Raw genomic sequence first — 25,206 nt, 5'->3', positions numbered from 1 at the left:
ATGATGGAGTAGAAGTATAAAAAACACAGAATTTTGTAATGCGTCAGGTAATAGATGAATTTGTACTTGTTCCAAGAGGAGAAGTTGCGGAGCGGATAAATGGAACGATGATACTAAGTGAGACAGCGGCATTTATATATGAACATCTGGAGGAGGCTATAAAGGTGAGAGATAAAAAGGCAAATACAGTGAATGAGCAGGACAATCCGCTTGGGTATGAAAAGGAATCAAAACTACTGGTTGGATTTGCGATTCCATGCATTATTTCCATGCTAGTAACAGCTCTTTACAATATTGTAGATCAGATTTTCATTGGCCAGGGTGTGGGAATGCTGGGAAATGCAGCAACGAATATTGCGTTTCCGCTTTCTACTTCCTGTACGGCAATCTCACTGCTGCTTGGAATCGGCAGTGCGACCAATTTTTCATTGAAGCTTGGTGCAGGAGAAGAAAAAGAATCTGCAGAGTATGCGGGAAATGGAATTTGCCTGATGGCAATTTTCGGGATTGCACTTTTTGCAGTAACGACGATTTTTCTGACTCCGATGCTGAAATTCTTCGGTGCCACATCGGAGGTACTTCCGTATGCACAGGAATATACACGGATCACGGCAATTGGCTTTCCATTTCTGATCGCAAATACGGGGATGAGTAAGCTGATCCTTGCGGATGGAAGTCCGCGGTATTCGATGACATCTATGCTGGTGGGTGCTATTGTAAATACAATTCTGGATCCGATTTTTATTTTTGGGCTGCATATGGGAATGAGGGGCGCAGCACTTGCTACGATCATAGGACAGATCGTTTCGTTCTGCATCAGTCTGCGGTATATGTTCCATTTTAAAACGATCCGGCTTACAAAGGAAAGTTTCCGTATGACGGGAAGACATATCGAGAATATTTTCAAATTCGGTGCCAGTGCCTGCTTTAACCAGATTGCAATGACGATCGTACAGATCGTACTGAATAATACATTATCGCATTATGGAGCACAGTCTGTATATGGCGGTGACATTCCGCTTGCCTGTGCCGGGATCATTACAAAAGTAAATATGATCTTTATGTCATTTGTTATCGGAATTTCCCAGGGAATCCAGCCGATTATCGGCTTTAACTATGGCGCAGAGAAGTATGAACGGGTACGGAAAAGCTACCTGCTCGCACTTGGAACTGCAACCGTTCTTTCCGGAATTGCATTTTTCTGTTTCCAGGTATTCCCGAGACAGATCATCAGTGTATTTGGATCAGGAAGTGAGCTGTATTTCAAATTTTCAGAGCGGTATTTCCGGATCTATATGTTCCTTACGATCGTAAATGGAATTCAGCCGGTCACATCAAACTTTTTCAACTCCATCGGGAAGTCTCAGCTGGGTGTGTTTATGTCCCTGACAAGGCAGATTATCTTTTTACTCCCACTGATCGTGATCTTTCCATTGTTTATGGGAATTGACGGGGTTATGTATGCCGGACCGATCGCAGATGCGGCAGCAGCAATCGTCTGCGGATATTTCATGGTGAGGGAGCTTAAGGAACTTTCCGCGATGGACAGGAAGAAAAAAGAAGAATATGCAGCATAATGGTTGTAAGTAAATCAGGATATAAGCTGGAAAAAAATTTGTATATACTGATTAGTAAGAAAAATGAAATGAGATGATGACTTGAATATTGAGATTGTTATTCCAGTCTTCCGACCAGATGGACGACTGAAAATGAGTATAGAGAGATTATTGAGACAGAGTGTAATGCCGGACAGAATTTTGCTTGAAGTTCTTTATGAGAATCCGATTGATAGGGAAATCCCGGAAATCTATATGGATAAAAGAATTGAGGTCCGATATACTCCAAAGGAGGAATATGACCGGGCAGGAAGCAGAGATGCGATCTTACGGGAACTGGATTCGGATATTGTGATTTTTATGGTACAGACGGCGATGCCACAGAACCGATATCTGGTAGAGAAGCTGACAGAACCGTTTAAAGAGGAGCGGACGGCGGTCGTGTATGGAAGGCATATGACAGATGATGAATGCAGTCCGATCGAGTGTTGTGTGAGACAGTTTAACTATCCGCCGAAAGGTATGACAAAGTCTTTGGAAGATACCGGAAAGCTTGGAATCCGGACATTTTTCAATTCTAATGTATGCGCAGCGTACAGAAGAAGTGCATATCTGGAGACAGAAGGCTTTGGAAAGAGGATGATCGCCGGAGAGGATATGCTTGCGGCGAGAAGACTTCTGGAAAAGGGCTGGCAGACGGTTTATGCGCCAGAGGCTGAGATTCTGTATTATCGCAATGACAATCTGCGCGAACTCTGGAAGCGTAGCTTTGATATCGGGGTTGCGCATGCGGAGCATCCGGAGATGATTGAAAATACAAAACCTGGAAAAGAAGGAATGCGGCTGGTCCGTGTGACTTCAGCGCTTCTGAAGCAGAATCATATGGAGGAATATTTAGGTGAAGTGGCGGCGCGAAGTGCGGTTCGGTATCTTGCCTATCATTTTGGAAAACATTATGCGCATTTACCGGAACATTTTGTCCGGAAATGTTCGGCAAATAAAGCGTACTGGGAGAAAGAATAATGGGACATTTTTATTTTACAAGACATGGACAGACTGTATGGAATGTGGAAAATAAAATCTGTGGTGCGACAGATATCGAGCTGACAGAGCTTGGACATGAGCAGGCAATGGAGCTTGGAAGAAAGATTAAGGAAGAGGGCGTAAAGATTGACGAGATCCTGTATTCGCCACTTGTCCGGGCGAAGGAGACCGCGCGCCATATTTCGGAGGTGACAGGGATTCCGATGCGTGAGGAGATGCGCCTGAAGGAGCAGAATTTTGGAAAATATGAGTCCACTCCGAGAAATGGGGAGGAGTTCAAAAAGGCAAAACAGAACTTTATCAATCATTTTGAAGGCGGGGAGACAATGCTTCATCTGTGCCAGAGGATTTACAATCTTCTGGATGACATTCGGAAAGAAGCGAATGATAAGGTTTATCTACTGGTTGCACATAATGGAATTTCCAGAGTAATCCAGTCTTATTTTTATGATATGACGAATGAAGAGTTTGCGGCATTTGGAATTAAGAACTGCGAATTGAGGAAGTATGAATTTCCGGAGTAGGAGTAGCGTATGAAATTACTTGTTAAGCAGAGAGTTTTTTCATGGACAGATTCATATGATGTTTATGATGAGAATGAAAATGCGAAGTATTTTGTAAAAGCAGAGTTTTTGTCGCTTGGACACCGGCTGCATGTATATGATATGGCAGGGAACGAACTCGGGTTGATTAAAGAAAAAGTGATGTCATTACTTCCAGTGTTTGAAATTGAAGTGAATGGGCAGACACTTGGACGGATTGAAAAGCGTTTTACATTGTTTCGACCGAAGTATGATGTTGAGTTTAATGGATGGCATGTAGAAGGAGATTTCATGGGATGGAATTATGATATCTATGAAGCATGCAGTCCTGTGGTACATATTACAAAAGAATTATTCCACTGGGGAGATACTTATGTACTGGATTTTGCAAATCCGGCAGATGAATTGATGGGACTTCTTCTGGTAATTACAATTGATGCGGCAAACTGCATTCAAAATAATTGATGTAATTTAATGAAATGTAAAAAAAGTCAAAAAAAACATAAAAAACACTTGCCAAACCGGTTGGTATGTGATAAGATTCTTTTTGTTGACGCGGAAGTGTCGGAATGGCAGACGAGCTAGATTCAGGTTCTAGTGCTCGCAAGGGCGTGTGGGTTCAAGTCCCATCTTCCGCATAATAAAAGAAACCTCAGGTGATTCGCCTGAGGTTTTCTTTTATTGTACCGAAGCGATCCCTGAACCCAGGGTCCAGGTCTTCGCTCCGCTACGGTCGGCGCAGAGCACTCGTCCACCGGACGAGTTGCGCCCCATCTTCCGCACAGATGTCTTGAATTAAATACATGAGAACATCGGATTGACAATCTCTTGTCAAGGTGCAATAATATCCGCGGAGGTAGTATTTGAAAACTACAAAACTATACTCTGACTGAATCACAACAATTTCATATCGAAATCGTTTCCGTCAACAGGTGACGGAGAAGGAGCTTATATTTATTAAGAGGTAAAATAAGACTCAGGGAATACGAAGAATAGCAGAAGCATTTGCAGGGAGAAGTATACCTTGATGATGCTTTTTTCATATAATAATTTGGAATTATGGAAAAAAGCATGGTTACACTCTATGTTTATGCTTATTTTTGTGTTTCCGGACAGAAAAGGAGTAAGACATGACAGTTGAGATGCTAAAAGGAAAGATTCATCGTGCTACGGTAGTACAGGCAGAATTAGATTACGTGGGAAGTATTACCGTTGATGAGGAACTGCTGGAGGCAGCAGGAATTATGGAATATGAGAAGGTTCAGATCGTGGACGTGAATAACGGAAGCCGATTTGAAACTTATACGATCTGTGGTAAGCGTGGAAGCGGAATGATCTGCTTAAATGGCGCTGCGGCAAGATGTGTAAGTACAGGTGATAAGGTTATTATCATGTGTTATGCAAATTATGAGGCAGAAGAAGCCAAAGAACATAAACCAAAAGTTGTTTTCGTGGATGATGAAAATAAGATCAGCCGTGTGACAAATTATGAAAAACATGGGTTGTTGAAAGACCAGGAAAAATAAGGAATCTAAAAACAAAATGAAATTTGTTGAATTCAGAACAAGAGGCTATCTCCGAATTTATTATAAAGAGGAGAATTATCATGCAGGTAACAACAACAGTCGAAGAGACAAGAAAATTAGTTAAGAACTGGAAAAAAGAAGGAAAAACCGTAGGTCTTGTACCGACCATGGGATTCTTACATGAAGGGCATGCAAGCCTGATAAGGAGATGCCGTGAGGAAAACGATATCGTTGTGGTATCCGATTTTGTCAATCCGACACAGTTCGGACCGACAGAAGACCTGGAAGCATACCCGAGAGATTTTAAACGTGACAGTGAGCTTTGTGAGAGCCTTGGAGCAGATCTGATCTTCCATCCGGAACCGAAGGATATGTATCATGATCCACATGCTTACGTAAGTATTGATACGTTATCTGATACCCTTTGCGGAAAGACAAGACCGATCCATTTTAAAGGGGTATGTACGGTTGTTTCCAAATTATTCAATATTGTAGCACCGGACAGAGCTTATTTTGGACAGAAGGATGCACAGCAGCTTGCAATCATCCGCAAGATGGTGCAGGATTTGAATTTTGATATCCAGATCGTAGGCTGCCCGATCATCCGTGAGGAAGACGGACTTGCCAAATCATCCAGAAATACCTATTTAAGCGCAGAAGAGAGAAAGGCTGCACTGTGCCTTTCAAGAGCCGTTAAAACCGGTCAGGAGGCGATCTGCAAAGGAATTAAGGCAGAAGAAGTCCTGTCAAAGATGCGCGCAGTGATCGAAGCAGAGCCGCTTGCAAAGATCGACTATGTATCCATGGTAGATGCACTGGATATGCAGCCGGTCGAGAGTGTGGAAAAAGATGTTCTGGTTGCCATGGCAGTCTATATTGGAAAAACAAGGCTGATCGACAATTTCAGCTATGAGGTATAGCCTATGGAAAGCAGAATGAAAAAAGTGGGAAAGGTCAGCTCTTTTCTTACAAAATATATCGGGATCATCATTATCTGTTTTTCCATCATTGCATTTTTCTGGCGTGACGGTTTTGCGTGGACAACGAGCTACACTTCTGTATTTCTCGGAGTTGCCATGTTCGGCATGGGGCTTACGATCAAGATGGACGATTTCAAAAGAGTCTTTTCCAGACCAAAAGAAATCCTGATCGGATTCGTCGCACAGTACACGATCATGCCGGTGATCGCGTGGATCCTGTGTCAGCTGATGCAGCTGCCGACAGATCTGGCGCTTGGCGTGATTCTGGTTGGTTGCTGTCCGGGTGGAACGGCAAGCAATGTGATCACCTATATTGCCGGAGGTGATGTGGCGCTTTCTGTCGGAATGACGATCACATCAACTCTTGCGGCACCGATTGTAACACCACTTCTGGTGTATGTACTCGCCGGAGCCTGGGTAGAGGTATCCTTCTGGGCAATGGTAATTTCTGTAGTAAAGGTTGTTCTGGTTCCGGTACTTCTGGGAATTCTGATCAACTGGGTCTGGGGAAAACAGATCCAGAAAATATCAGAGGTTCTGCCACTGATCTCAGTTGTATCGATCGTAATGATCATCAGCGGAATCGTAGCCGTCAATGCAGAAAAAATCTTAAGCTGCGGACTTCTGGTTCTTGGAGTTGTGATGCTTCACAATCTCTGCGGAATGGGAATCGGACTTGGTGCAGCGAAAATTTTACATATTGAGTACGATAAGGCAACCGCTATTGCCATCGAAGTCGGAATGCAGAACAGTGGACTTGCAATTTCCCTTGCGACTGCCAATTTCGCGGCAAATCCACTGGCAACCCTTCCGGGGGCGATCTTCAGTGTATGGCATAATATATCCGGATCTTTGTTTGCAGGGATCCGCCGGAGCGGAGAACAGACGAAAGAGGCATATCAGGAAGTTATAGAATAAGAAAAATCCTGCGATTTTGAATTGGCAAAACCGCAGGATTTTTTGTACTCAGAACAGAAAATACAGAGACTAAAGCACGTCATTTTTGTACCGATTTGAATGGCAGATGAATGGGAAAGAAGAGAACAGGAACTCTTCTTTTCCATTCATTTGCCCCTCGCGTCAAACAAAAAAATTTCCCTCTTGTCAAATCATTCCGATTATGTTATATTATCAAATAGTTTGAATATAAAAATATTTTAGACGAAAAAGATTTTAAAACAAAAATAAATGGAGAGAACAACCATGAGAGGAAGGATATGCGGTACCGGTTCTTATATACCGGAGCATTATTACGACAACAATGATCTCGCGAAGTTTGTGGAGACGAATGATGAATGGATCCGTGAACGGACCGGAATTGTGCGCAGACATATTGCAGAAGAAGATACAACAGTCAGCATGGCGATAAAAGCGGCAAAAAATGCACTTACAGATGCAAAATTAAATGCAGACGATCTGGATCTGATCCTGGTATCTACAATCACGCCAAACACCGTGATTCCAAGCACTGCCTGCGAAGTCCAGAAAGAGCTGGGAGCAGTAAATGCAACCTGTTTCGACATCAGTGCCGCATGCAGCGGTTTTGTGTATGCCTACAATACTGCGCAGGCTTACATAGCAGCCGGAATGTATCAGAACATTCTGGTGATCGGAAGTGAAACCCTATCCGGAATTGTCAACTGGAAAGACAGAGGAAGCTGCATTCTTTTTGGTGACGGGGCAGGAGCAGCCGTGATCTGTGCAGAAGAAGGTGAAATCTTTCCGGCAGTTACCCATTCTGACGGAGCAAAAGGACAGGTACTTGCCTGCGAAAGCCGTCAGCAGAAAAACTGGCAGGACAAAGAAAATGAAAAACAGACTTATGTATCCATGGATGGACAGGCAGTTTTCAAATTTGCCGTAAAAAAAGTGCCGGAAGTCATTGGAGAACTTCTGCAAAAAGCAGATCTGACCGAGAAAGATATTGATCTTTTCGTTCTGCATCAGGCAAACTTACGGATCATCGAATCTGTGGCAAAACGGATGAAAACAGACCTTGCAAAATTCCCGGTCAACATTGAAGAATACGGTAATACATCATCCGCCAGCATCCCAATCCTCCTGGATGAACTGAACAAAACCGGTCGCTTCCACAAAGGACAGAAGATTGTTCTCTGCGGCTTCGGTGCCGGACTCACCTGGGGAGCCACACTCATAGAGTGGTAAATATAAAAATAATCAAACAATAAGGAGACTAAGAACATGTTAGAAAAAGTAAAAGAAATCGTAGCAGAAGGACTTGACGTAAACGCAGCAGACCTCACAGAGGAGACAACTTTTGAATCTCTTGGAGCAGATTCCCTTGATCTGATGGATATGGTTATGACATTTGAAGATGAATTTGGTGTGGAAATCGATACGGAAGCAATCGGTGATCTCAAGACAATCGGAAGTGTTGTAACATACATCGAAGGACTGAAAAAATAAGAATCGCAAAAACACAGACAGAAAGAGGTTGTAATATGAAAACAGAAGTAACCGAATTACTTGGAATCGAGTATCCGATCATCCAGGGCGGAATGGCCTGGGTTGCTGAGTATCATCTTGCGGCCGGCGTATCAAATGCCGGCGGGCTTGGGCTCATCGGGGCTGCAAGCGCCCCGGCTGAGTGGGTACGTGAACAGATCAGAGAAGCAAAAAAGCTGACTGATAAACCATTTGGAGTAAATATCATGCTGATGAGTCCTTATGCAGAGGACGTGGCAAAAGTAGTAGCGGAAGAAGGCGTAAAGGTTGTAACGACAGGCGCCGGAAGCCCGGAAAAATATATGAAAATGTGGAAAGAAGCAGGAATTAAAGTCATTCCGGTGGTTGCATCCGTTGCACTTGCAAGAAGAATGGAACGGTGCGGGGCAGATGCAGTTGTTGCGGAAGGATGTGAATCCGGAGGACACATCGGAGAAAATACGACTATGGTACTGGTTCCACAGATTGTAGACGCAGTGAAGATTCCGGTAATCGCAGCCGGAGGAATCGCAGATGGAAGAGGAATTGCGGCAGCATTTATGCTGGGAGCAAAAGCCGTACAGATGGGAACCCATTTTGTTGCGACCGAAGAATCTATCGTACATGAAAATTATAAAAATGCGATCATCAAAGCGAAGGACATTGATTCCAGAGTAACCGGAAGAAGCACAGGACATCCGGTAAGAGCACTTCGCAACCAAATGACGAAAAAATATCTGGACCTTGAGAAAAACGGTGCATCCTTTGAAGAACTTGAACACCTTACACTTGGAGGCTTAAGAAAGGCCGTTGTAGACGGAGATGTGACAAACGGAAGCGTAATGGCGGGACAGAGTGCAGCCATGGTAAAAGAGATCATGAGCTGTAAAGACCTGATCCAAAAGCTGGTAAGTGAGACGGATGCACTGATCGGAGGCAAAGGATTTTATGAATAAAACAGCATTCATTTTCCCGGGACAGGGCGCGCAGAAGTGCGGTATGGGAAAAGATTTTTATGAAAACAGTGAACTTGCAAAAGAGATTTTTGATACAGCAACAGCAGAGCTGGGACTTGATATGACAAAGCTTTGCTTTGAAGAAAATGAGCAGCTGGATCAGACAGAATACACTCAGGCAGCCATGGTAACAGCCTGTCTTGCAATGACAGCCGAGATTGAAAAGAGAGGTCTTACACCGGATGTGACAGCCGGGCTCAGCCTTGGAGAGTACTGTGCGATCAGCGCAGCGGGAGGCATGCAGCCGAAAGACGCCATTTCTCTTGTGAGAAAAAGAGGGATTCTGATGCAGAATACTGTTCCGGCAGGTGAAGGAGCCATGGCGGCAATCCTGGGAGTGGATGGAGAAACGGTTGAAAAAGTGACGGAAGAAATTCCGGGTGCGTCTGTGGCAAATTATAACTGTCCGGGACAGATTGTAATTACAGGAAAGACCGCAGCGGTAGAAAAGGCAGCAGAGTCTTTAAAAGCAGCCGGAGCAAAAAGGGCGGTTCTGTTAAATGTAAGTGGTCCGTTCCACTCAAAGATGCTGGAAAGTGCAGGCGAAGAGCTTGCGAAGGAAATGGAGAAGAGAAATTTTGAACCACTTGCCATTCCTTATGTGACGAATGTTACGGCAAAATATGTGACGGATATCAAAGAGACAAAGGCACTTCTTGCAAAACAGATTTCTTCACCGGTACGATGGGAGGAAAGTGTGAGAACTATGATTGAAGATGGTGTAGACACTTTTGTGGAAATCGGACCGGGAAAAACACTCGCCGGATTTATGCGGCGTATCGACAAAGGTGTCAAAGTATATAATATCGAAACCTGGGAAGATATGGAAAAAGTAATTGCTGAACTGGTGTAAAAAACAGGCAATGGAAAGGAAAAGCATATGACAGACAGAGCAAATTTGGAAGGACAGATCGCGGTGGTTACCGGCGCGTCCCGTGGAATTGGAAAGGCAATTGCGAAGGAGCTGGCTGCACAAGGAGCAACAGTTGTGATCAATTACAATGGTTCTGAAGCAAAAGCAGATGAAGTAAAACATGAAATTGTAGAAAAGGGTGGATGTGCCCAGTGTATGCAGTGCAATGTGGCAGATTACGAGGGATGTGAAGCATTTATAAAAGCAGTGATCGAGCAGTTTGGAAGAATCGATATTCTGGTAAATAATGCAGGGATCACAAAGGATGGTCTGCTGATGCGTATGAGTGAAGAAGATTTCTCCGATGTCATTGATGTCAATCTGAAAGGAACTTTCCATTGCATCCGTTTTGCATCCAGACAGATGATGAAGCAGAGAAGCGGAAAGATCATCAATCTTGCATCTGTAGTTGGAATCAGCGGAAATGCCGGTCAGGTAAACTATGCTGCATCTAAAGCAGGAATTATTGGAATGACCAAATCTGCGGCAAAAGAACTGGCATCCCGCGGAATCACGGTTAATGCGGTTGCACCGGGCTTCATTGAAACGGAGATGACAGAAGTTCTTTCCGATAAGCTCAAAGAAGAAATGAGAGGTCAGATCCCTCTTGCCAGAATGGGACACCCAGAAGATGTCGCGAAGGCAGTGGCGTTTCTGGCGTCTGATCATGCGAGTTACATTACGGGGCAGGTTCTGCAAGTCGATGGGGGGATGGTGATGTAAAAATGGTTGCAGAGAAGGTTGAGGGACAAATTGTACAAAAGATGTCCTTCAAATTCAGACTCGCAAACCATTCCGATGAGCCTCCTAAAACAAGGATCGTGTCAGCAAAGGCTTCCACAATCCTTTGAGTCTCATCTCCATTGCTCGAAAAATGAATTTGAATGACATCTTTTGTACAGTTTGTCATTCAACTTAACCTAAAAATACTTATAAGATGATAAATTTTATCAAAAAGTGAAACAGTCAACAACACACCAAAGGAGGCAATATGAAGCGCAGAGTTGTTATTACGGGGCTTGGAGCGATTACCCCGATTGGTAATACAGTAGAAGAATTCTGGAACGGTATCAAAAATGGAACCGTAGGAATCGGTCCGATCACAAAATTTGATACAACCGAGTATAAAGTGAAGATCGCAGCGGAAGTCAAGGACTTTGTTGCAAAGGAACGGATGGATTTCAAGGCATCGAAGAGAATGGAAACATTTTCCCAGTATGCGGTTGCAGCGGCGAAGGAAGCGTGTGCGGATGCGGGATTTGAAATTGAAAAAGAGGATCCATACCGTTGTGGCGTGATCATCGGTTCGGGAATCGGAAGTTTGCAGCAGATTGAGAAGCAGTACACGACGATTCAGGAAAAGGGACCGGGAAGGGTGGCACCACTGATGGTTCCGATGATGATTTCCAATATGGCAGCCGGAAATGTATCGATTCAGCTTGGGCTTAAAGGAAAGTGCACCAATGTCGTTACAGCGTGTGCAACGGGAACCAATTGTATCGGGGATGCGCTTCGTGCCATTCAGTACGGAGATGCGGATGTAATGTTTGCAGGTGGTACGGAAAGCTGTATCTGTCCGACGGGGATTGCCGGATTTACCGCACTTACCGCACTTACTACCAGTGAAGATCCACTACGTGCATCGATTCCATTTGACAAAGACAGAAGTGGATTTGTTCTTGGAGAAGGAGCCGGTGTGGTGGTTCTGGAAGAGCTGGAGCATGCGAGAGCAAGAGGCGCAAAAATTTACGCAGAGCTTGCAGGTTACGGGGCAACCGGAGATGCTTACCATATCACTTCCCCGGCAGAAGACGGAAGCGGTGCGGCAAAGGCGATGGAGCTTGCGATGGAAGAGGGCAGCGTGACACCGGAAGAAGTACAGTACATTAATGCACACGGAACCAGCACGCACCATAATGATCTGTTTGAAACCTATGCGATCAAGAAAGCATTCGGCGATGCGGCAAAGGATGTGGTTGTGAATTCAACGAAATCCATGATCGGTCATCTTCTTGGTGCGGCAGGTGCGGTAGAGTGTATCGTTACTGTAAAATCTATTCAGGATGGATTTATCCATCAGACCGTTGGAACCAGGGAATGTGATGAAGAATGTGATCTGAACTATGCAGTTGGCGCACCGGTCGAAAAAGAGATCAAATGTGCGCTCACCAATTCCCTTGGATTTGGCGGGCACAATGCAACCCTTCTTTTGAAGAAGTATGAAGGATAGAGGTAGAAGGATGGAATTAGAAAATCTGGTAAAACTGATTCAGACCGTTTCAGATTCGGACCTGACAGGATTTCAGTATGAAGAAAACGGTGTGAAATTGAAAATACAGAAAGAAAAAGAACAGATGGTTGTCAGTACAGGGGCAGCACAGCTGACGACAGTACAAAACGTGCCAGGAGCGCAGAGTAATGCAGTATCGGCACTGAAATCGGAGGATGGACCGGAAAAAGGAAAAGAAGCAGAAGGGCAGCTGATCAAATCCCCCCTGGTTGGAACCTTTTATGCAGCACCGTCGGAAGAGGCAGCACCATTTGTGGCAGTTGGCGATCATGTGGCAAAAGGACAGACGGTTGCCATCGTAGAGGCGATGAAGCTGATGAATGATATTGAGTGTGATTTTGACGGTGTGGTATCGGAAGTACTCGTGAAAAATGGAGAAACTGTGGAATACGGACAGCCATTATTCCGAATCGCATAGCTGGATGGGGGGCGAAAAGCATGAAACATTTGGGAATCAAGGAAATTCAGAAAATCATTCCGCACAGACATCCGTTTTTGCTGGTAGATTATATCGAAGATTACGAGCCGGGGGAATATGCAGTTGGCTATAAATGTGTGACTTACAGAGAGGACTTTTTTGCCGGACATTTTCCACAGGAGCCGGTGATGCCGGGAGTGCTGATCGTAGAAGCACTGGCACAGGTCGGTGCAGTAGCGGTTCTGATGCAGGAAGAAAATAAAGGAAAGCTCGGTTATTTTGGTGGGATTAAGAACTGCAAGTTCCGCAGAAAAGTTGTTCCGGGTGACAAGTTAAAACTGGAAGCAAGAATTATCCGTCAGAAGGGACCACTGGTAATCGGAGAAGCTGTTGCATCAGTGGATGGAGAAGTTGCAGTAAAGGCAGAGTTGTCTCTGATGATCGGGAAGGCGGAAACAGATGATTAAGAAAGTATTGATCGCAAACCGTGGAGAGATCGCAGTTCGGATCATCCGTGCCTGCCGGGAAATGGGGATCGAGACGGTTGCAGTTTATTCAGAAGCAGATAAAGAAGCATTGCATACACAGCTTGCAGATGAAGCGATCTGTATTGGACCTGCACCATCTTCGGAAAGCTATCTGAATATGGAGCAGATCATCAGCGCGACCATCGTGTCGGGAGCAGATGCGATCCATCCGGGATTTGGTTTCCTTTCTGAAAATACGAAATTTGCAGAGCTTTGTGAGAAGTGCAACATCATTTTTATTGGACCGGATTCGAAAGTGATCAGCAGGCTTGGAAATAAATCCGAGGCGAGAAATACCATGGCAAATGCCGGGGTTCCGATCATTCCGGGAAGCCGGGAAGCGATTTATGATGCAGCAAAAGGAAAAGAAGTTGCAAGAGAGATCGGCTATCCGGTGATCGTAAAGGCGGCTCTCGGCGGAGGCGGAAAAGGAATGCGTGTGGCGGAAAATGAAGCCGGATTTGACATGGCATTCCGTACTGCACAGAAAGAGACCAAGGCAGCTTTTGGAGATGACACTATGTACATCGAGCATTTTGTGCAGCATCCGAAGCACATTGAATTTCAGATTATGGCGGATAAGTATGGAAATGTGGTGCATTTAGGAGAACGGGACTGTTCGGTGCAGAGAAATCATCAGAAGATGATCGAAGAATCCCCATGTGCCGTGATTTCGGATGAGCTTCGCCGGAGAATGGGCGAAGCAGCGGTAAAAGCGGCAAAGGCAGCGCATTACGAAAATGCAGGAACCATTGAATTTCTGCTGGAAAAGAGTGGAAAATTTTATTTTATGGAAATGAATACCAGAATCCAGGTGGAGCATCCGGTCACAGAATGGGTGACAGGGATCGATCTGATCAAGGAACAGATCCGGATCGCAGACGGTCAGCGGCTTTCCTTTACACAGGAAGATGTAAAACTGACCGGTCATGCCATTGAGTGCAGGATCAATGCGGAAAATCCGGAAAAGAATTTCCGTCCGTGTCCGGGAACGATCACCGATATGTACCTTCCGGGAGGAAAGGGTGTGCGGATTGATTCAGCAATTTACAGTGGATACACCGTACCGCCATATTATGATAATATGCTGGCAAAGCTGATCGTATTTGCAAAAAACCGTACCGAGGCGATCCGGAAGATGCAGAGTGCACTTGGTGAGGTAATTATAGAAGGTATTGATACTAATGTGGATTATCAATATGATATTTTGCATGATCCAAAGTATCAGGCAGGAGATTTTGATATTGAATTTATTGCCGAAAGAGAAGCAAAAAATCGGCAAGATTAGCTCTACAAAAGCGGAGGTAAAGCAATTTGAAACTGTCAAATATGTTCAAGAAAACAAGCAGAAGAGGGTATATATCTCTTGGCGAAGGAAAGCCTGCCCATATGGCACCGGAGGTTCCGGAGGGACTTCTGAAAAAATGTAACGTTTGCAAATCTGCCATTCTGACAGAGGATGTGAAGAAGGGGTATTATATCTGTCCAAAATGTCAAAATTATTTCCGTGTGCATGCGATGCGCCGGATTGAAATGGTAGCAGATGCGGATACCTTTGAAGAGTGGGACAAGGGACTTACTTCGGGAAATCCGCTGCATTATAAAGGCTATGAAGAAAAGGTAGAAGCACTGCAGGAAAAGACCGGGCTTGATGAGGCGGTTGTAACCGGAAAAGCGAGGATCGCGGGAAATGAAGTAGTTCTTGCAGTCTGTGACGGGCGGTTTATGATGGCGAGCATGGGAAAGGTGGTTGGCGAAAAAATTACCCGTGCAGTAGAAAAGGCAACCGGTGAGAGACTTCCGATTATCATATTTGCCTGTTCCGGAGGTGCCAGAATGCAGGAGGGAATCCACTCTCTGATGCAGATGGCAAAGACTTCGGCGGCACTGAAAAGACACCATGATGCAGGCTGTTTATATGTAAGTGTGCTGACCGATCCGACAACCGGTGGGGTAACGGCAAGTTTTGCCATGCTTGGAGATATCATTCTTGCCGAGCCGGGGGCGCTGATCGGTTTTGCAGGTCCTCGTGTGATTGAACAGACCATAGGGCAGAAGCTTCCGAAAGGATTCCAGAGGGCAGAATTTCTTCAGGAGCACGGATTTGTGGATCAGATTGTGGAGCGTCCGCGTCTTAGGGAAACACTGGCGGAAATTGTAGCAATGCATAAGCCGGGTACATACGATTTGCCAGAAGTAGAAGAAAAGGAAACACAGGCGGTACAGAGGAATCTGACACCATGGGAACGGGTGCAGTTATCCAGAGACAAGGCTCGTCCGGTCGGTGCGGAGTACATTGAAGAATTATTTACAGATTTTATGGAATTTCATGGAGACCGTTATTACCAGGATGATAAGGCGATCATTGGCGGGATTGCAAGATTTCACGGAATGCCGGTGACGGTGATCGCGCAGGCAAAGGGGCGCACGACAAAAGAAAATATCGAGCGTAACTTTGGGATGCCGTCACCGGACGGATACCGCAAAGCCCTTCGTCTGATGAAACAGGCAGAGAAATTTAACCGTCCGGTCATCTGTTTTGTAGATACGCCGGGAGCGTTCTGCGGGCTGGAAGCAGAAGAGAGAGGACAGGGTGAGGCAATCGCAAGAAATTTATTTGAGATGTCAAATCTTCAGGTTCCGATCCTGTCAGTTGTGATCGGAGAAGGTGGAAGCGGGGGAGCTCTTGCGATGGCAACTTCAGATGAAGTGTGGCTTCTTGAAAATTCGATTTACTCCATTCTTTCGCCGGAAGGATTTGCAAGTATCCTGTGGAAGGACAGCAGCCGCGCAAAAGAGGCGGCAGGTGTGATGAAGCTGACAGCAGATCATCTCCTGAAAGCCGGTATCGTGGAACGGGTGATTCCGGAGCCGGAAGACTTCAATCTGGAAACATTTACAGAAGTGACAGATCCGATGGATGATTATATCAGTATTTTTTTAAAAAAATATGGAGCAATGACAAAGGAAGAACTTACCGAAAAGCGGTATGACAGATTCCGCAGGATGTAGTAGAGGAGAAGAAAAATGAAAGGATTACCGGAACTTGTGATTGGTGATTTGAAAGTAAAAAGACCGGTCATTCAAGGGGGAATGGGAGTCGGTGTAAGCCTTGGGCAGCTTGCCGGAGCGGTTGCAAAAGAAGGTGGAGTCGGGATCATCTCAACCGCACAGATCGGATTTCGTGAACCGGATTTTGAAACGAATACAAGGGCGGCAAATATCCGCGCAATTGGATCTGAATTCCAAAGAGCAAGAGAGACGGCTCCGGATGGTGTGATCGGATTTAATATCATGGTTGCGCTGAAGGATTATGATGAACATGTGAAAGCAGCAGTGGATGCCGGAGCAGATCTGATCGTATCCGGGGCAGGGCTTCCGATCGAGCTGCCGGGACTTGTGGAGAGTAGCAGTACCAAGATCGCTCCGATCGTATCGACCGAAAGATCGGCTAAAGTTATTTTAAAATACTGGGATAAAAAATTTTCCAGGACCGCAGACCTGGTTGTGATCGAGGGACCCAAAGCCGGAGGACATCTGGGGTTCGACCGGGAGCAGCTGGAAACTTACACACAGGAAAGTTATGATAATGAAATCGAGAGGATCATGGCAGTGGTCAGAAAGTACGCCCAAAAATATCAGGTGCATATCCCGGTGGCAGTAGCCGGAGGAATTTCGGATAAAGATGCGGCAGAGCATGCCTTTTCATTAGGAGCAGATGCGGTCCAGGTGGCAACAAGATTTGTCACGACCTGGGAGTGCGATGCAGATCTCAGTTATAAGCAGAGTTATCTGAATGCGAAGAAAGAGGATGTCATTCTGGTGAAAAGTCCGGTTGGAATGCCGGGAAGGGCAATTAAGAATCCATTTATCAGTCATGTAATGGCAGGAGAGAGGGTGAAGCCTAAGAGATGTCTTGGGTGTCTGAAAAACTGTAACCCGGCGGAAGTGCCATACTGTATCACGGAAGCACTAATCAAAGCGGCAAAAGGTGAGATTGGGGAGGCACTTCTGTTCTGCGGAGCGGATGTGTGGAAAGCAGAAAAAATAGAAACTGTGAAAGAAGTGATTGATTCTTTGTTAGGTGACTGTGTATAATTGAACTAGAAAAAGACACAGCAAGGAGAAGAAGGGGAATTGGACGCATACGAAAGCATCAATAAGATATTGGTACATCTTTTTAATGATATATGGGGACTGGAAGAAAAAGCAGTGATCACAGAAGAGTTTAAGGATCTGACGAACAATGATATGCATATCATTGAGGCGGTCGGTCTTGGTGACGGGAATAATATGTCTACGATCGCAAAGAAGCTTGGGATTACCGTAGGATCTCTGACGACTTCGATGAACAGTCTGGTCAATAAAAAGTATGCGGTCCGCCACCGGAGTGAGGAAGACCGCCGGATCGTCAATATCAAGCTAACGGAAAAAGGTGAGAAGGCGTACTACCATCACGCAGAGTTTCACAGGAAGATGGTGGAAGCGGTCGTTGAGACCTTAGATGAAGAAGAAATCCCGGTGCTGACGAAAGCACTGGACAATCTGTATCATTTTTTTAAGACGTATAACGGTTAAAATGAAAAATCCTCTGTCACTCTTTTGATAGAAAGAGCTGGCAGAGGATTTTTGGACTGCATGAAAATGGTATGTTGTCCGGAAAATTACAGATTACGGGTATAGCGGATATTTCCTGGATTCTCCGGCTATACATGGATCCGGTCTAATACTTCTCCGATCGGCTCATGGATCGTCAGAGTTGCGCCTACATCACGGGCAGTTGCATCCTTGTTGATGAGTACCAGATATTTGCCGTGGAAATAATCGATAAATCCGGCAGCAGGGTAGACTACAAGAGAAGTACCGCCGATGATCAGCATATCTGCTTCTGAGATGGCGAGGATACTTTTCTGGATAATCTGATTATCCAGTCCTTCTTCGTAGAGAACTACATCCGGGCGGATAGTTCCGCCGCAATCGCAGGTTGGGATTCCTTTCGATTCTTTTACAAAACGTGCACTGTACTGCTTTTTGCAACGCATGCAGTAATTGCGGTGGATACTTCCATGAAGCTCCAGTACATTTTTGCTTCCGGCAGCCTGGTGGAGTCCGTCGATATTCTGTGTGATAACGGCGGTCAGCTTTCCGGCGGCTTCCAGCTCGGCAAGCTTCAGATGTGCTTTATTTGGTTTCGCATCAAGGAACATCATTTTCTCTTTATAAAAATCATAAAATTCTTCCGTATGCTGCATGAAAAAGCTGTGGCTTACAATCTGCTCCGGTGAGTAGCGGTACTTTTGTTTGTAGAGTCCGTCTGCACTCCTGAAGTCCGGAATATTACTCTCGGTAGAGACGCCGGCACCGCCGAAAAAGACGATTCGGTTGCTCTCGTTAATCATGTCCTGTAACTGTCTGATCTTGTCCATAACTTGCTAACCTCTTTTCCTGGAAAATCAAAACCTGTCTTTTTAATCACAGTATACCAAATGAAACGAAAAAAGAGAATAAAATAAAAAAATTCCTTGTCCACAAAACATGCACCGAGTATACTATAAAGTATTGGGTTGCGGAAAATTGGGGAAATCCGCAGACAAAATACATATGTCAAGGAGAGCGTAATATGAAAATGTCAAATATGAGGAATCTGTGTCTGATTTTATTGGGGAATACAGTATATGCACTTGCAATTGTAATGTTTATCCTGCCGAATGATATCATTACCGGAGGGACCACGGGGCTTGGAATTGCCGTAAATCATTATTTTGGATTACAGATCCATACATTTGTACTGATCTTCAACACACTGATGTTTCTTCTGGGGGCGGCAGTGCTTGGTATGAAATTTGCACTTACTACACTGGTCAGTACGTTTTATTATCCGATCATTCTGGGAATACTGGAGAATGTTCCGATATTACAGAACGTCACAGACGATAAGATGCTTTCGACGATCTGTGGAGGTCTGATGATCGGACTTGGAATCGGAGTTGTTATAAGATGCGGAGCATCAACAGGAGGTATGGATATCCCACCGCTGGTATTGAATAAGAAATTCGGGCTTCCGGTATCTGTTATGCTTTATGTATTTGATTTTGCGATTCTGATCTTCCAGATGGTATTTACCAATAAAGAAGAGGTCATCTATGGTATCCTTCTGGTACTGATTTACACGGTGATGCTGGATAAAGTGCTTCTGATGGGATCGACCAGAACACAGGTCAAGATCATTTCCGGAGAGTATGAGAAGCTGAACCATCTGATCCAGGAGAAGCTTGACCGAGGAACTACACTGGTCTACACGCAGACCGGTTATTTGAGAAAGGATCAGCCGATGATCCTTACCGTTGTATCTAACCGTGAACTGATGCGGCTGAACCAGATCGTGCAGGAGATAGATCCGCACGCATTTATGATCATTGGCAATGTAAATGAGGTCAGAGGACGGGGATTTTCAACACAGAAAGTATATAAAAACGAAGTGGGCATGAATGAATAAACAAGAGCTTGAGAATGAGGAAGTAAGACAGGAAGAGAAAAAAGCAAAGAAGAAAAAGGTCCGGAAAAAGAAGACCATGCTTGGACATATCCGCAGTATCATCAGTATTCTACTGGTTGTGGGAATCATCGGAGGAAGCTACTGGTATTACGCATTCCAGTACAGAACCGAGATGGAGCCGGAAACTAACCGGAAGGTGACGAATACGGATTCCGTTTACACGATGGAGCAGTATCTGAAAACGCTGAAGCGTAACCAGACTGTTTATAAGTACGCCTGCGATGAAGCTGAAGTAGATAATTACTACGGGACTTATGTTGTGCCTGGTCTGAAGTCAACAAGAACGCTGAAAGTAAAAGGGGACGGAGAAGCAGAAGTTTGCACATCCATGACACCACAGGGACTTGCAATTACAGAGGATTATATTCTGGTCAGTGCTTATTGTAAGACAAAGGCACATGATTCGGTGATCTATGTGATCGACAAAGAAAGCAGACGGTTTGTGAAAGAGATTGTGCTGAACACCAAAGCACATGTGGGCGGAATGGCATACGATACGATGAACCAGATCCTGTGGGTGACAGGACAGGGTTCCACTTGGGCGCAGGCAAATGCGATCACGCTGTCCCATCTGGAGAACTATTCCTTTGATGATGGGTATCATCCGATTGAATTCGATATGTCTTACAATCTTTACAAGATCAAGCGGGCATCATTTATGACGTATCATGACGGTGCATTGTTTGTCGGATTCTTTACACAGGATAATGCCAGTGTCATTGAAAAATATCTGATCAATGCAGACGGTACCTTGTATGAAAAAGAAGATATGAACCTGAAACGGACGGTCGGCGTGACGGATCCGGTTGCCTATGCGGTCAGTATGCAGGTAATTTCTGGTAAGGTGCAGGGAATGGCATTTTACAACAATAAGATCCTGCTTACCAGATCCTGGGGAATCCTGCCATCGGAGGTACAGATCTTCAACTATTCCAGATATGGAATCTTGTCAACTTCCGAAGCTTATAAGACGATCAAGTTTCCAGAGAGACTGGAACAGATCTATCAGGATGGTGGCAGCATTTATGCACTTTTTGAGTCGGGGGCTTATGCCTACCGGATGTCATCCATTAACCGGATTGACCGGGTTGTGAAGCTGAAAGGAAGCAAACTGGTAAAATAAAGACTGAAATCCATGAAATTTGCTTGAATCGGAAGTAGATTTATGGTAAAATATATGAGTGGTTCAAACATCAGGAGGTGTGATTAGTAATGGAAATTTTAAAAACAGTACTTTTAATTTTATTTGCAATAGATTGTATCGCATTGACAGTAATCGTATTGATGCAGGAAGGTAAGTCAGCAGGTCTTGGAACAATCGCAGGTATGGCAGATTCTTATTGGGGACAGAACAAAGGACGTTCTATGGAAGGCGCACTTGTTAAGTCTACCAAGTTTTTAGCAATTCTGTTTATCGTACTTGCAGCAGTCCTGAACCTGAAAGTTTTTGCATAAAGAATGATTGAAAGAAGATGAGGAACACTCTATAGTATCTATAGGGTGTTCCTTTTTTGACAGGAGAAGAGATGGACGAATTATTTGAAAAAAGAAAGAAAATTATTTATGAATTTATCTGTGATGAATTTTATGTGCCGATGAAGCTGAAAGAGCTGTCGATGCTGCTTCAGGTTCCGAAAGATCAGAAAGGGGAACTCAAAGCTGTCATGGACAGCCTGGAAAAGGAAGGCAGGGTACATGTCACACAGAAAGGAAAATACATCAAAGGTGAGGCAAAGCAGCTGCGGGGAATGTTCCAGGCAAATGCGAGAGGCTTCGGCTTTGTTACTGTGGAAGGTGAGAGTGAAGATATCTTTATCTCTGAAGATGATATGAACGGTGCCATGCAGGGAGATGAGGTAGAGGTTGTCATCACCAAAGCACCGGAAGGAAAGCGAAGAGAAGGAAAGATCACGAAGATCGTACAGAGGGGAATCCAGCGGATCGTCGGCTATTATCAGAGCCGGAAGAATTTCGGATTCGTTGTGCCGGATAATGAGCGTTTCCTGCAGGATATCTTCGTACCGGCAGAGCGTTCTAAAGGAGCTGTGACCGGGCATAAGGTTGTGGTCGAGTTGACCTCTTATGGGGAGAATGGAAAGAAGCCGGAAGGAAAGATCGTAGAGATCCTGGGGCATATGACCGATCCGGGAGTTGATATTTTGTCGATAGTCAAAGGATATGATCTGCCAACCGAATTTCCGGAGAAGGTACTGAATCAGGCAGAGCGTGTGGCAAAGGCAGTGACGACCGCTGATATGGCAGGACGTAAGGACGTGCGGAGCTGGCAGACCGTGACGATCGACGGCGAGGATGCGAAGGATCTGGATGATGCGATCACTCTGACAAAAGAGGGAGACCGTTATATTCTGGGCGTGCATATCGCTGATGTGACCAATTATGTGCAGGAGAACAGCGCTCTTGACCGGGAAGCACTGAAAAGAGGTACCAGTGTCTATCTGGCAGACCGTGTGATCCCGATGCTGCCAAGAGTTCTGTCTAATGGAATGTGTTCATTAAACGCAGGCGAGGACCGGCTGGCACTGAGCTGTATCATGACTATTGATGCGAAGGGAAATGTAATCGATCACCAGATTGCAGAAACTGTGGTAAATGTGGATGAACGCATGAGCTATACCAGTGTGAAAAAGATTCTTGAGGATCGGGATGAGGCAGAATGCGAACGATATCATGATCTGATCCCGATGTTTGAACTGATGAAAGAACTGTCACACATTTTGAGAGAAAGACGCCACAGAAGAGGGGCAATCGACTTTGATTTTCCGGAGGCAAAGATTATTTTAAATGAAAGCGGTGAGCCGGTGGATATTAAGGCTTACGACCGCAACGTGGCAACGAAGATCATCGAGGATTTTATGCTTGTTGCAAATGAGACGGTTGCAGAGGATTATTTCTGGCAGGAGATTCCATTCTTATACCGTGTGCATGAAACACCGGATGATGATAAGATGAAGAAACTTGTGACATTTTTGCAGAATTTCGGATATACCATGCATATGCAGGGAGGACAGGAGATCCGTCCAAAGGAAGTCCAGAAGCTTCTGGATAAGATCGAGGGGACTCCGGAAGAAGCCATGATCTCAAGGCTTGCACTCCGTTCGATGAAGCAGGCAAGATATTCGCCGGATAATGACGGACATTTCGGACTTGCGACCCAGTATTATACGCATTTTACTTCACCGATTCGGCGCTATCCGGATCTGCAGATCCACCGGATCATCAAAGATAATCTTCGAGGCAGGATGAACGATGCAAAGAGGAATCATTATGAAAAAATCCTGCCGGAGGTGGCGATGGAGACAAGCTCCTTAGAGCGCCGTGCGGATGAGGCAGAGAGAGAGACGCTGAAGCTGAAGAAGGTACAGTATATGCGGAATTTCTTCGGACAGGAATTTGAAGGAGTTATTTCGGGTATCACAAAGTGGGGAATCTATGTAGAGCTTCCGAATACCGTAGAAGGGCTGGTACATGTTACCAATATGACGGACGATCATTATGATTACGACGAAGAACATTATCAGATGATCGGTTCCCATCTCAGAAAGACCTATAAGCTGGGGCAGAAGGTGCGTGTGAAGATGATCGATTGTGATGAGATATCAAGAACCATTGATTTTAGACTTGTAAAGGAAAGAAAAGAGGAGAGAGAAGATGGCTAAGGCAAAAGCGCAGGGCAAGATGATTGCGAACAATAAAAAAGCGTATCATGACTATTTTATCCTGGATACTTATGAGGCGGGAATTGCACTTGCAGGTACGGAAGTAAAATCCCTCCGCATGGGAAAATGCAGCATCAAAGAATCCTTTATCCGTATTGAGGATGGGGAAGTGTTCATCTATGGAATGCATATCAGCCCATACGAAAAGGGAAATATTTTCAATAAAGATCCTCTGCGTGTGAGAAAGCTCCTTCTTCACAAATCGGAGATCAACAAACTGATCGGTAAGACCAAGGAAAAAGGAATGGCGATCGTGCCACTGAAGGTGTATTTCAGCAAGAGTCTTGTCAAAGTAGAGATCGGACTGGCAAAAGGTAAAAAACTATACGATAAGCGTGATGATATCGCGAAAAAAGACCAGAAGCGTGAGGCAGAAAGAGAATTCAAGATCCGCAATTTCGGATAAAACAAAACTGTCCCCTTGAAAAAAGTGAAAATTGTATATTTTTACAGAGACAGTGACGCGGTACAATGTTCAATAACCTGATGAATCAATGTACTATAGTGTTTCACAAGGAATAAGAAAGGATGAGACAGACTATGAAAACAAATTCAACCGTTATGAAAATTGCACAGACAGCGCTGTTTGCTGCACTTTGCTACGTAATCTTTACGTATCTGCAGATTAAAATACCGATGCCGGGAGGAGATGCAACATCAATCCACCTTGGAAATGCGTTCTGTGTGCTTGCCGCACTTCTTTTGGGCGGCTGGTACGGCGGACTTGCAGGAGCGATCGGAATGGGAATCGCGGATGTGATGGATCCGATCTATATTACCGGAGCACCGAAGACATTTATCCTGAAGCTCTGCATCGGACTGATCACAGGACTTGTAGCGCATAAGATCGCAAAGATCAATGAAAGTACCGATAAGAAATACATTTTCAAATGGAGCCTGCTGGCATCTGTAGCCGGACTTGCATTTAATGTCATTGCAGATCCGATCGTCGGATACTTTTACAAACAGTACATTCTGGGACAGCCGCAGCAGATGGCAGAGGTTCTTGCAAAATGGAGCGCAGCTGCTACCTTTGTAAATGCAGTCCTTTCTACAATCGTTGTAGTGATCATCTACAATGCACTGCGACCGGCACTTGCAAAGAGCGGAATGCTGGAAGTGGGGAAGACAAAAGAAGCGTAAAATGATAGATTGAGTAAATTATATGCGGAGATGCCTTGACATGAGCCTGGATGTCCGCATATAATATATAGAGCAAATGGGAGGGCAGAAGGTTGACTTCTGAACGGATCTTGTTTGCAGAAGCGTATTTTTGATGATACGGCTTCCAAGAACCAGGGCTTGTACTGGTTTCGACGGGGGCACGGAAGTCAAGGAAGCCATCCGTAGCGGGACACTACGTTAAAAGTTCCAACTAAATATAAACGCAGACGAAAATTTAGCGTACGCTGCCTAGTTGCAGCAGTCGGTCTTGAGTCTCTCATCGCTTAAGTAACCGGCTTCGACCAGATGAGGCACTTCGTTTCCAAAGCTTTGAGGGAATGGAAGAATTTATGAAGCTACTAAAGTAAGCAGCCTGTTGTTCGGCGGCTTATGGAGGGAATGTCAAAAGAATGACTGTGATGGGAGATGCCTTTATGGAAGAGCTTTCGGACAGGGGTTCGATTCCCCTCAGGTCCATACCTGTAAAACCGC

Annotated in this window: 26 protein-coding genes, 1 tRNA gene and 1 other RNA gene; 27 read left to right on the top strand and 1 reads right to left on the bottom strand. The window is 44.9% G+C overall.

Annotation, left to right across the window (positions count from 1 at the left end; translation table 11 throughout):
- Positions 1-38 precede the first annotated feature (38 nt).
- The 20 genes from PGU50_RS09460 to PGU50_RS09365 all read left to right on the top strand — a co-directional run bounded on the left by PGU50_RS09460 (position 39) and on the right by PGU50_RS09365 (position 17,835).
- Positions 39-1,577, top strand: coding sequence for an MATE family efflux transporter (locus PGU50_RS09460; protein WP_270246804.1), 1,539 nt, complete (start codon positions 39-41; stop codon positions 1,575-1,577).
- A gap of 81 nt (positions 1,578-1,658) precedes the next feature.
- Positions 1,659-2,579 (top strand): glycosyltransferase, encoded by a 921-nt coding sequence (locus PGU50_RS09455; protein WP_270246803.1) that lies wholly within the window; start codon positions 1,659-1,661, stop codon positions 2,577-2,579.
- Positions 2,579-3,124 (top strand): histidine phosphatase family protein, encoded by a 546-nt coding sequence (locus PGU50_RS09450; protein WP_270246802.1) that lies wholly within the window; start codon positions 2,579-2,581, stop codon positions 3,122-3,124. The genes PGU50_RS09455 and PGU50_RS09450 overlap by 1 nt, the downstream gene beginning before the upstream one ends.
- 9 nt (positions 3,125-3,133) lie before the next feature.
- Positions 3,134-3,607 (top strand): LURP-one-related/scramblase family protein, encoded by a 474-nt coding sequence (locus tag PGU50_RS09445; RefSeq protein WP_117823453.1) that lies wholly within the window; start codon positions 3,134-3,136, stop codon positions 3,605-3,607.
- Positions 3,608-3,697: 90 nt separating this feature from the next.
- Positions 3,698-3,780 (top strand) — tRNA-Leu (locus PGU50_RS09440).
- Positions 3,781-4,272: 492 nt separating this feature from the next.
- A complete protein-coding gene (gene panD / locus PGU50_RS09435) occupies positions 4,273-4,668 on the top strand; it encodes an aspartate 1-decarboxylase (RefSeq protein WP_055156306.1) in 396 nt (131 codons plus the stop codon).
- Between the two features lie 80 nt (positions 4,669-4,748).
- Positions 4,749-5,588 carry a pantoate--beta-alanine ligase gene (gene panC, locus PGU50_RS09430; RefSeq protein ID WP_117557676.1) on the top strand — a complete coding sequence of 280 codons (840 nt, stop codon included), beginning with the start codon at positions 4,749-4,751 and terminating at the stop codon, positions 5,586-5,588.
- A 3-nt stretch (positions 5,589-5,591) separates the two neighbouring features.
- Positions 5,592-6,566 (top strand): bile acid:sodium symporter family protein, encoded by a 975-nt coding sequence (locus tag PGU50_RS09425; RefSeq protein WP_270246801.1) that lies wholly within the window; start codon positions 5,592-5,594, stop codon positions 6,564-6,566.
- A 285-nt stretch (positions 6,567-6,851) separates the two neighbouring features.
- Positions 6,852-7,814, top strand: a complete 963-nt coding sequence (locus PGU50_RS09420; protein ID WP_022220152.1) for a beta-ketoacyl-ACP synthase III — start codon at positions 6,852-6,854, stop codon at positions 7,812-7,814.
- Between the two features lie 36 nt (positions 7,815-7,850).
- Positions 7,851-8,075 carry an acyl carrier protein gene (locus PGU50_RS09415; protein WP_008372743.1) on the top strand — a complete coding sequence of 75 codons (225 nt, stop codon included), beginning with the start codon at positions 7,851-7,853 and terminating at the stop codon, positions 8,073-8,075.
- Between the two features lie 35 nt (positions 8,076-8,110).
- Positions 8,111-9,049: an enoyl-[acyl-carrier-protein] reductase FabK gene (fabK, locus tag PGU50_RS09410; RefSeq protein ID WP_055249162.1), complete on the top strand. Its 939-nt coding sequence runs from the start codon at positions 8,111-8,113 to the stop codon at positions 9,047-9,049.
- Positions 9,042-9,962 carry an ACP S-malonyltransferase gene (fabD, locus tag PGU50_RS09405; RefSeq protein ID WP_270246799.1) on the top strand — a complete coding sequence of 307 codons (921 nt, stop codon included), beginning with the start codon at positions 9,042-9,044 and terminating at the stop codon, positions 9,960-9,962. Before fabK ends, fabD begins: the two co-directional genes overlap by 8 nt.
- Positions 9,963-9,989: 27 nt before the next feature.
- On the top strand, positions 9,990-10,745 hold the full coding sequence (fabG, locus tag PGU50_RS09400; RefSeq protein ID WP_270246798.1) for a 3-oxoacyl-[acyl-carrier-protein] reductase: 756 nt from the start codon (positions 9,990-9,992) through the stop codon (positions 10,743-10,745).
- A 268-nt stretch (positions 10,746-11,013) separates the two neighbouring features.
- Positions 11,014-12,252, top strand: a complete 1,239-nt coding sequence (gene fabF, locus PGU50_RS09395; RefSeq protein WP_117557682.1) for a beta-ketoacyl-ACP synthase II — start codon at positions 11,014-11,016, stop codon at positions 12,250-12,252.
- Positions 12,253-12,262: 10 nt separating this feature from the next.
- Complete coding sequence (accB, locus tag PGU50_RS09390; RefSeq protein WP_117557683.1) at positions 12,263-12,730, top strand: acetyl-CoA carboxylase biotin carboxyl carrier protein; 468 nt, start codon at positions 12,263-12,265, stop codon at positions 12,728-12,730.
- Between the two features lie 20 nt (positions 12,731-12,750).
- Entirely contained in the window at positions 12,751-13,197 is a 447-nt protein-coding gene (gene fabZ / locus PGU50_RS09385) for a 3-hydroxyacyl-ACP dehydratase FabZ (protein ID WP_008372752.1), read from the top strand.
- Positions 13,190-14,545, top strand: a complete 1,356-nt coding sequence (locus PGU50_RS09380; protein ID WP_270246797.1) for an acetyl-CoA carboxylase biotin carboxylase subunit — start codon at positions 13,190-13,192, stop codon at positions 14,543-14,545. The genes fabZ and PGU50_RS09380 overlap by 8 nt, the downstream gene beginning before the upstream one ends.
- 26 nt (positions 14,546-14,571) lie before the next feature.
- Positions 14,572-16,269 carry an acetyl-CoA carboxylase carboxyltransferase subunit alpha gene (locus tag PGU50_RS09375; RefSeq protein ID WP_270246795.1) on the top strand — a complete coding sequence of 566 codons (1,698 nt, stop codon included), beginning with the start codon at positions 14,572-14,574 and terminating at the stop codon, positions 16,267-16,269.
- Between the two features lie 15 nt (positions 16,270-16,284).
- Positions 16,285-17,355: an NAD(P)H-dependent flavin oxidoreductase gene (locus tag PGU50_RS09370; RefSeq protein WP_270246794.1), complete on the top strand. Its 1,071-nt coding sequence runs from the start codon at positions 16,285-16,287 to the stop codon at positions 17,353-17,355.
- A gap of 39 nt (positions 17,356-17,394) precedes the next feature.
- Entirely contained in the window at positions 17,395-17,835 is a 441-nt protein-coding gene (locus PGU50_RS09365; RefSeq protein WP_118217666.1) for a MarR family winged helix-turn-helix transcriptional regulator, read from the top strand.
- A 128-nt stretch (positions 17,836-17,963) separates the two neighbouring features.
- Here PGU50_RS09365 and PGU50_RS09360 read toward each other — a convergent pair whose 3' ends face one another.
- Positions 17,964-18,683, bottom strand: a complete 720-nt coding sequence (locus tag PGU50_RS09360) for an NAD-dependent protein deacylase (RefSeq protein WP_270246793.1) — start codon at positions 18,681-18,683, stop codon at positions 17,964-17,966.
- Between the two features lie 194 nt (positions 18,684-18,877).
- Here PGU50_RS09360 and PGU50_RS09355 point away from each other — a divergent pair, with 194 nt between their 5' ends.
- The 7 genes from PGU50_RS09355 (at position 18,878) to ssrA (ending at position 25,194) form a co-directional block, all read left to right on the top strand.
- Complete coding sequence (locus tag PGU50_RS09355; RefSeq protein WP_270246792.1) at positions 18,878-19,753, top strand: YitT family protein; 876 nt, start codon at positions 18,878-18,880, stop codon at positions 19,751-19,753.
- Positions 19,746-20,936 carry a YncE family protein gene (locus PGU50_RS09350; protein WP_117823475.1) on the top strand — a complete coding sequence of 397 codons (1,191 nt, stop codon included), beginning with the start codon at positions 19,746-19,748 and terminating at the stop codon, positions 20,934-20,936. The genes PGU50_RS09355 and PGU50_RS09350 overlap by 8 nt, the downstream gene beginning before the upstream one ends.
- Before the next feature lie 89 nt (positions 20,937-21,025).
- Positions 21,026-21,268, top strand: a complete 243-nt coding sequence (gene secG / locus PGU50_RS09345; protein WP_008372776.1) for a preprotein translocase subunit SecG — start codon at positions 21,026-21,028, stop codon at positions 21,266-21,268.
- Positions 21,269-21,339: 71 nt separating this feature from the next.
- Positions 21,340-23,490, top strand: a complete 2,151-nt coding sequence (rnr, locus tag PGU50_RS09340; RefSeq protein ID WP_270246791.1) for a ribonuclease R — start codon at positions 21,340-21,342, stop codon at positions 23,488-23,490.
- On the top strand, positions 23,483-23,956 hold the full coding sequence (gene smpB / locus PGU50_RS09335; RefSeq protein WP_055156322.1) for an SsrA-binding protein SmpB: 474 nt from the start codon (positions 23,483-23,485) through the stop codon (positions 23,954-23,956). Before rnr ends, smpB begins: the two co-directional genes overlap by 8 nt.
- 134 nt (positions 23,957-24,090) lie before the next feature.
- A complete protein-coding gene (locus tag PGU50_RS09330) occupies positions 24,091-24,693 on the top strand; it encodes an ECF transporter S component (RefSeq protein WP_118199683.1) in 603 nt (200 codons plus the stop codon).
- A gap of 155 nt (positions 24,694-24,848) precedes the next feature.
- Positions 24,849-25,194, top strand: a transfer-messenger RNA (tmRNA) gene (gene ssrA, locus PGU50_RS09325).
- The last annotated feature ends 12 nt before the right edge of the window (positions 25,195-25,206 follow it).

Source organism: Coprococcus sp. AM11-30B (assembly GCF_027674365.1).
In the GTDB taxonomy this organism is placed as follows: domain Bacteria; phylum Bacillota; class Clostridia; order Lachnospirales; family Lachnospiraceae; genus Allocoprococcus; species Allocoprococcus comes.
This window is presented reverse-complemented; position numbering and strand designations above follow the sequence as displayed.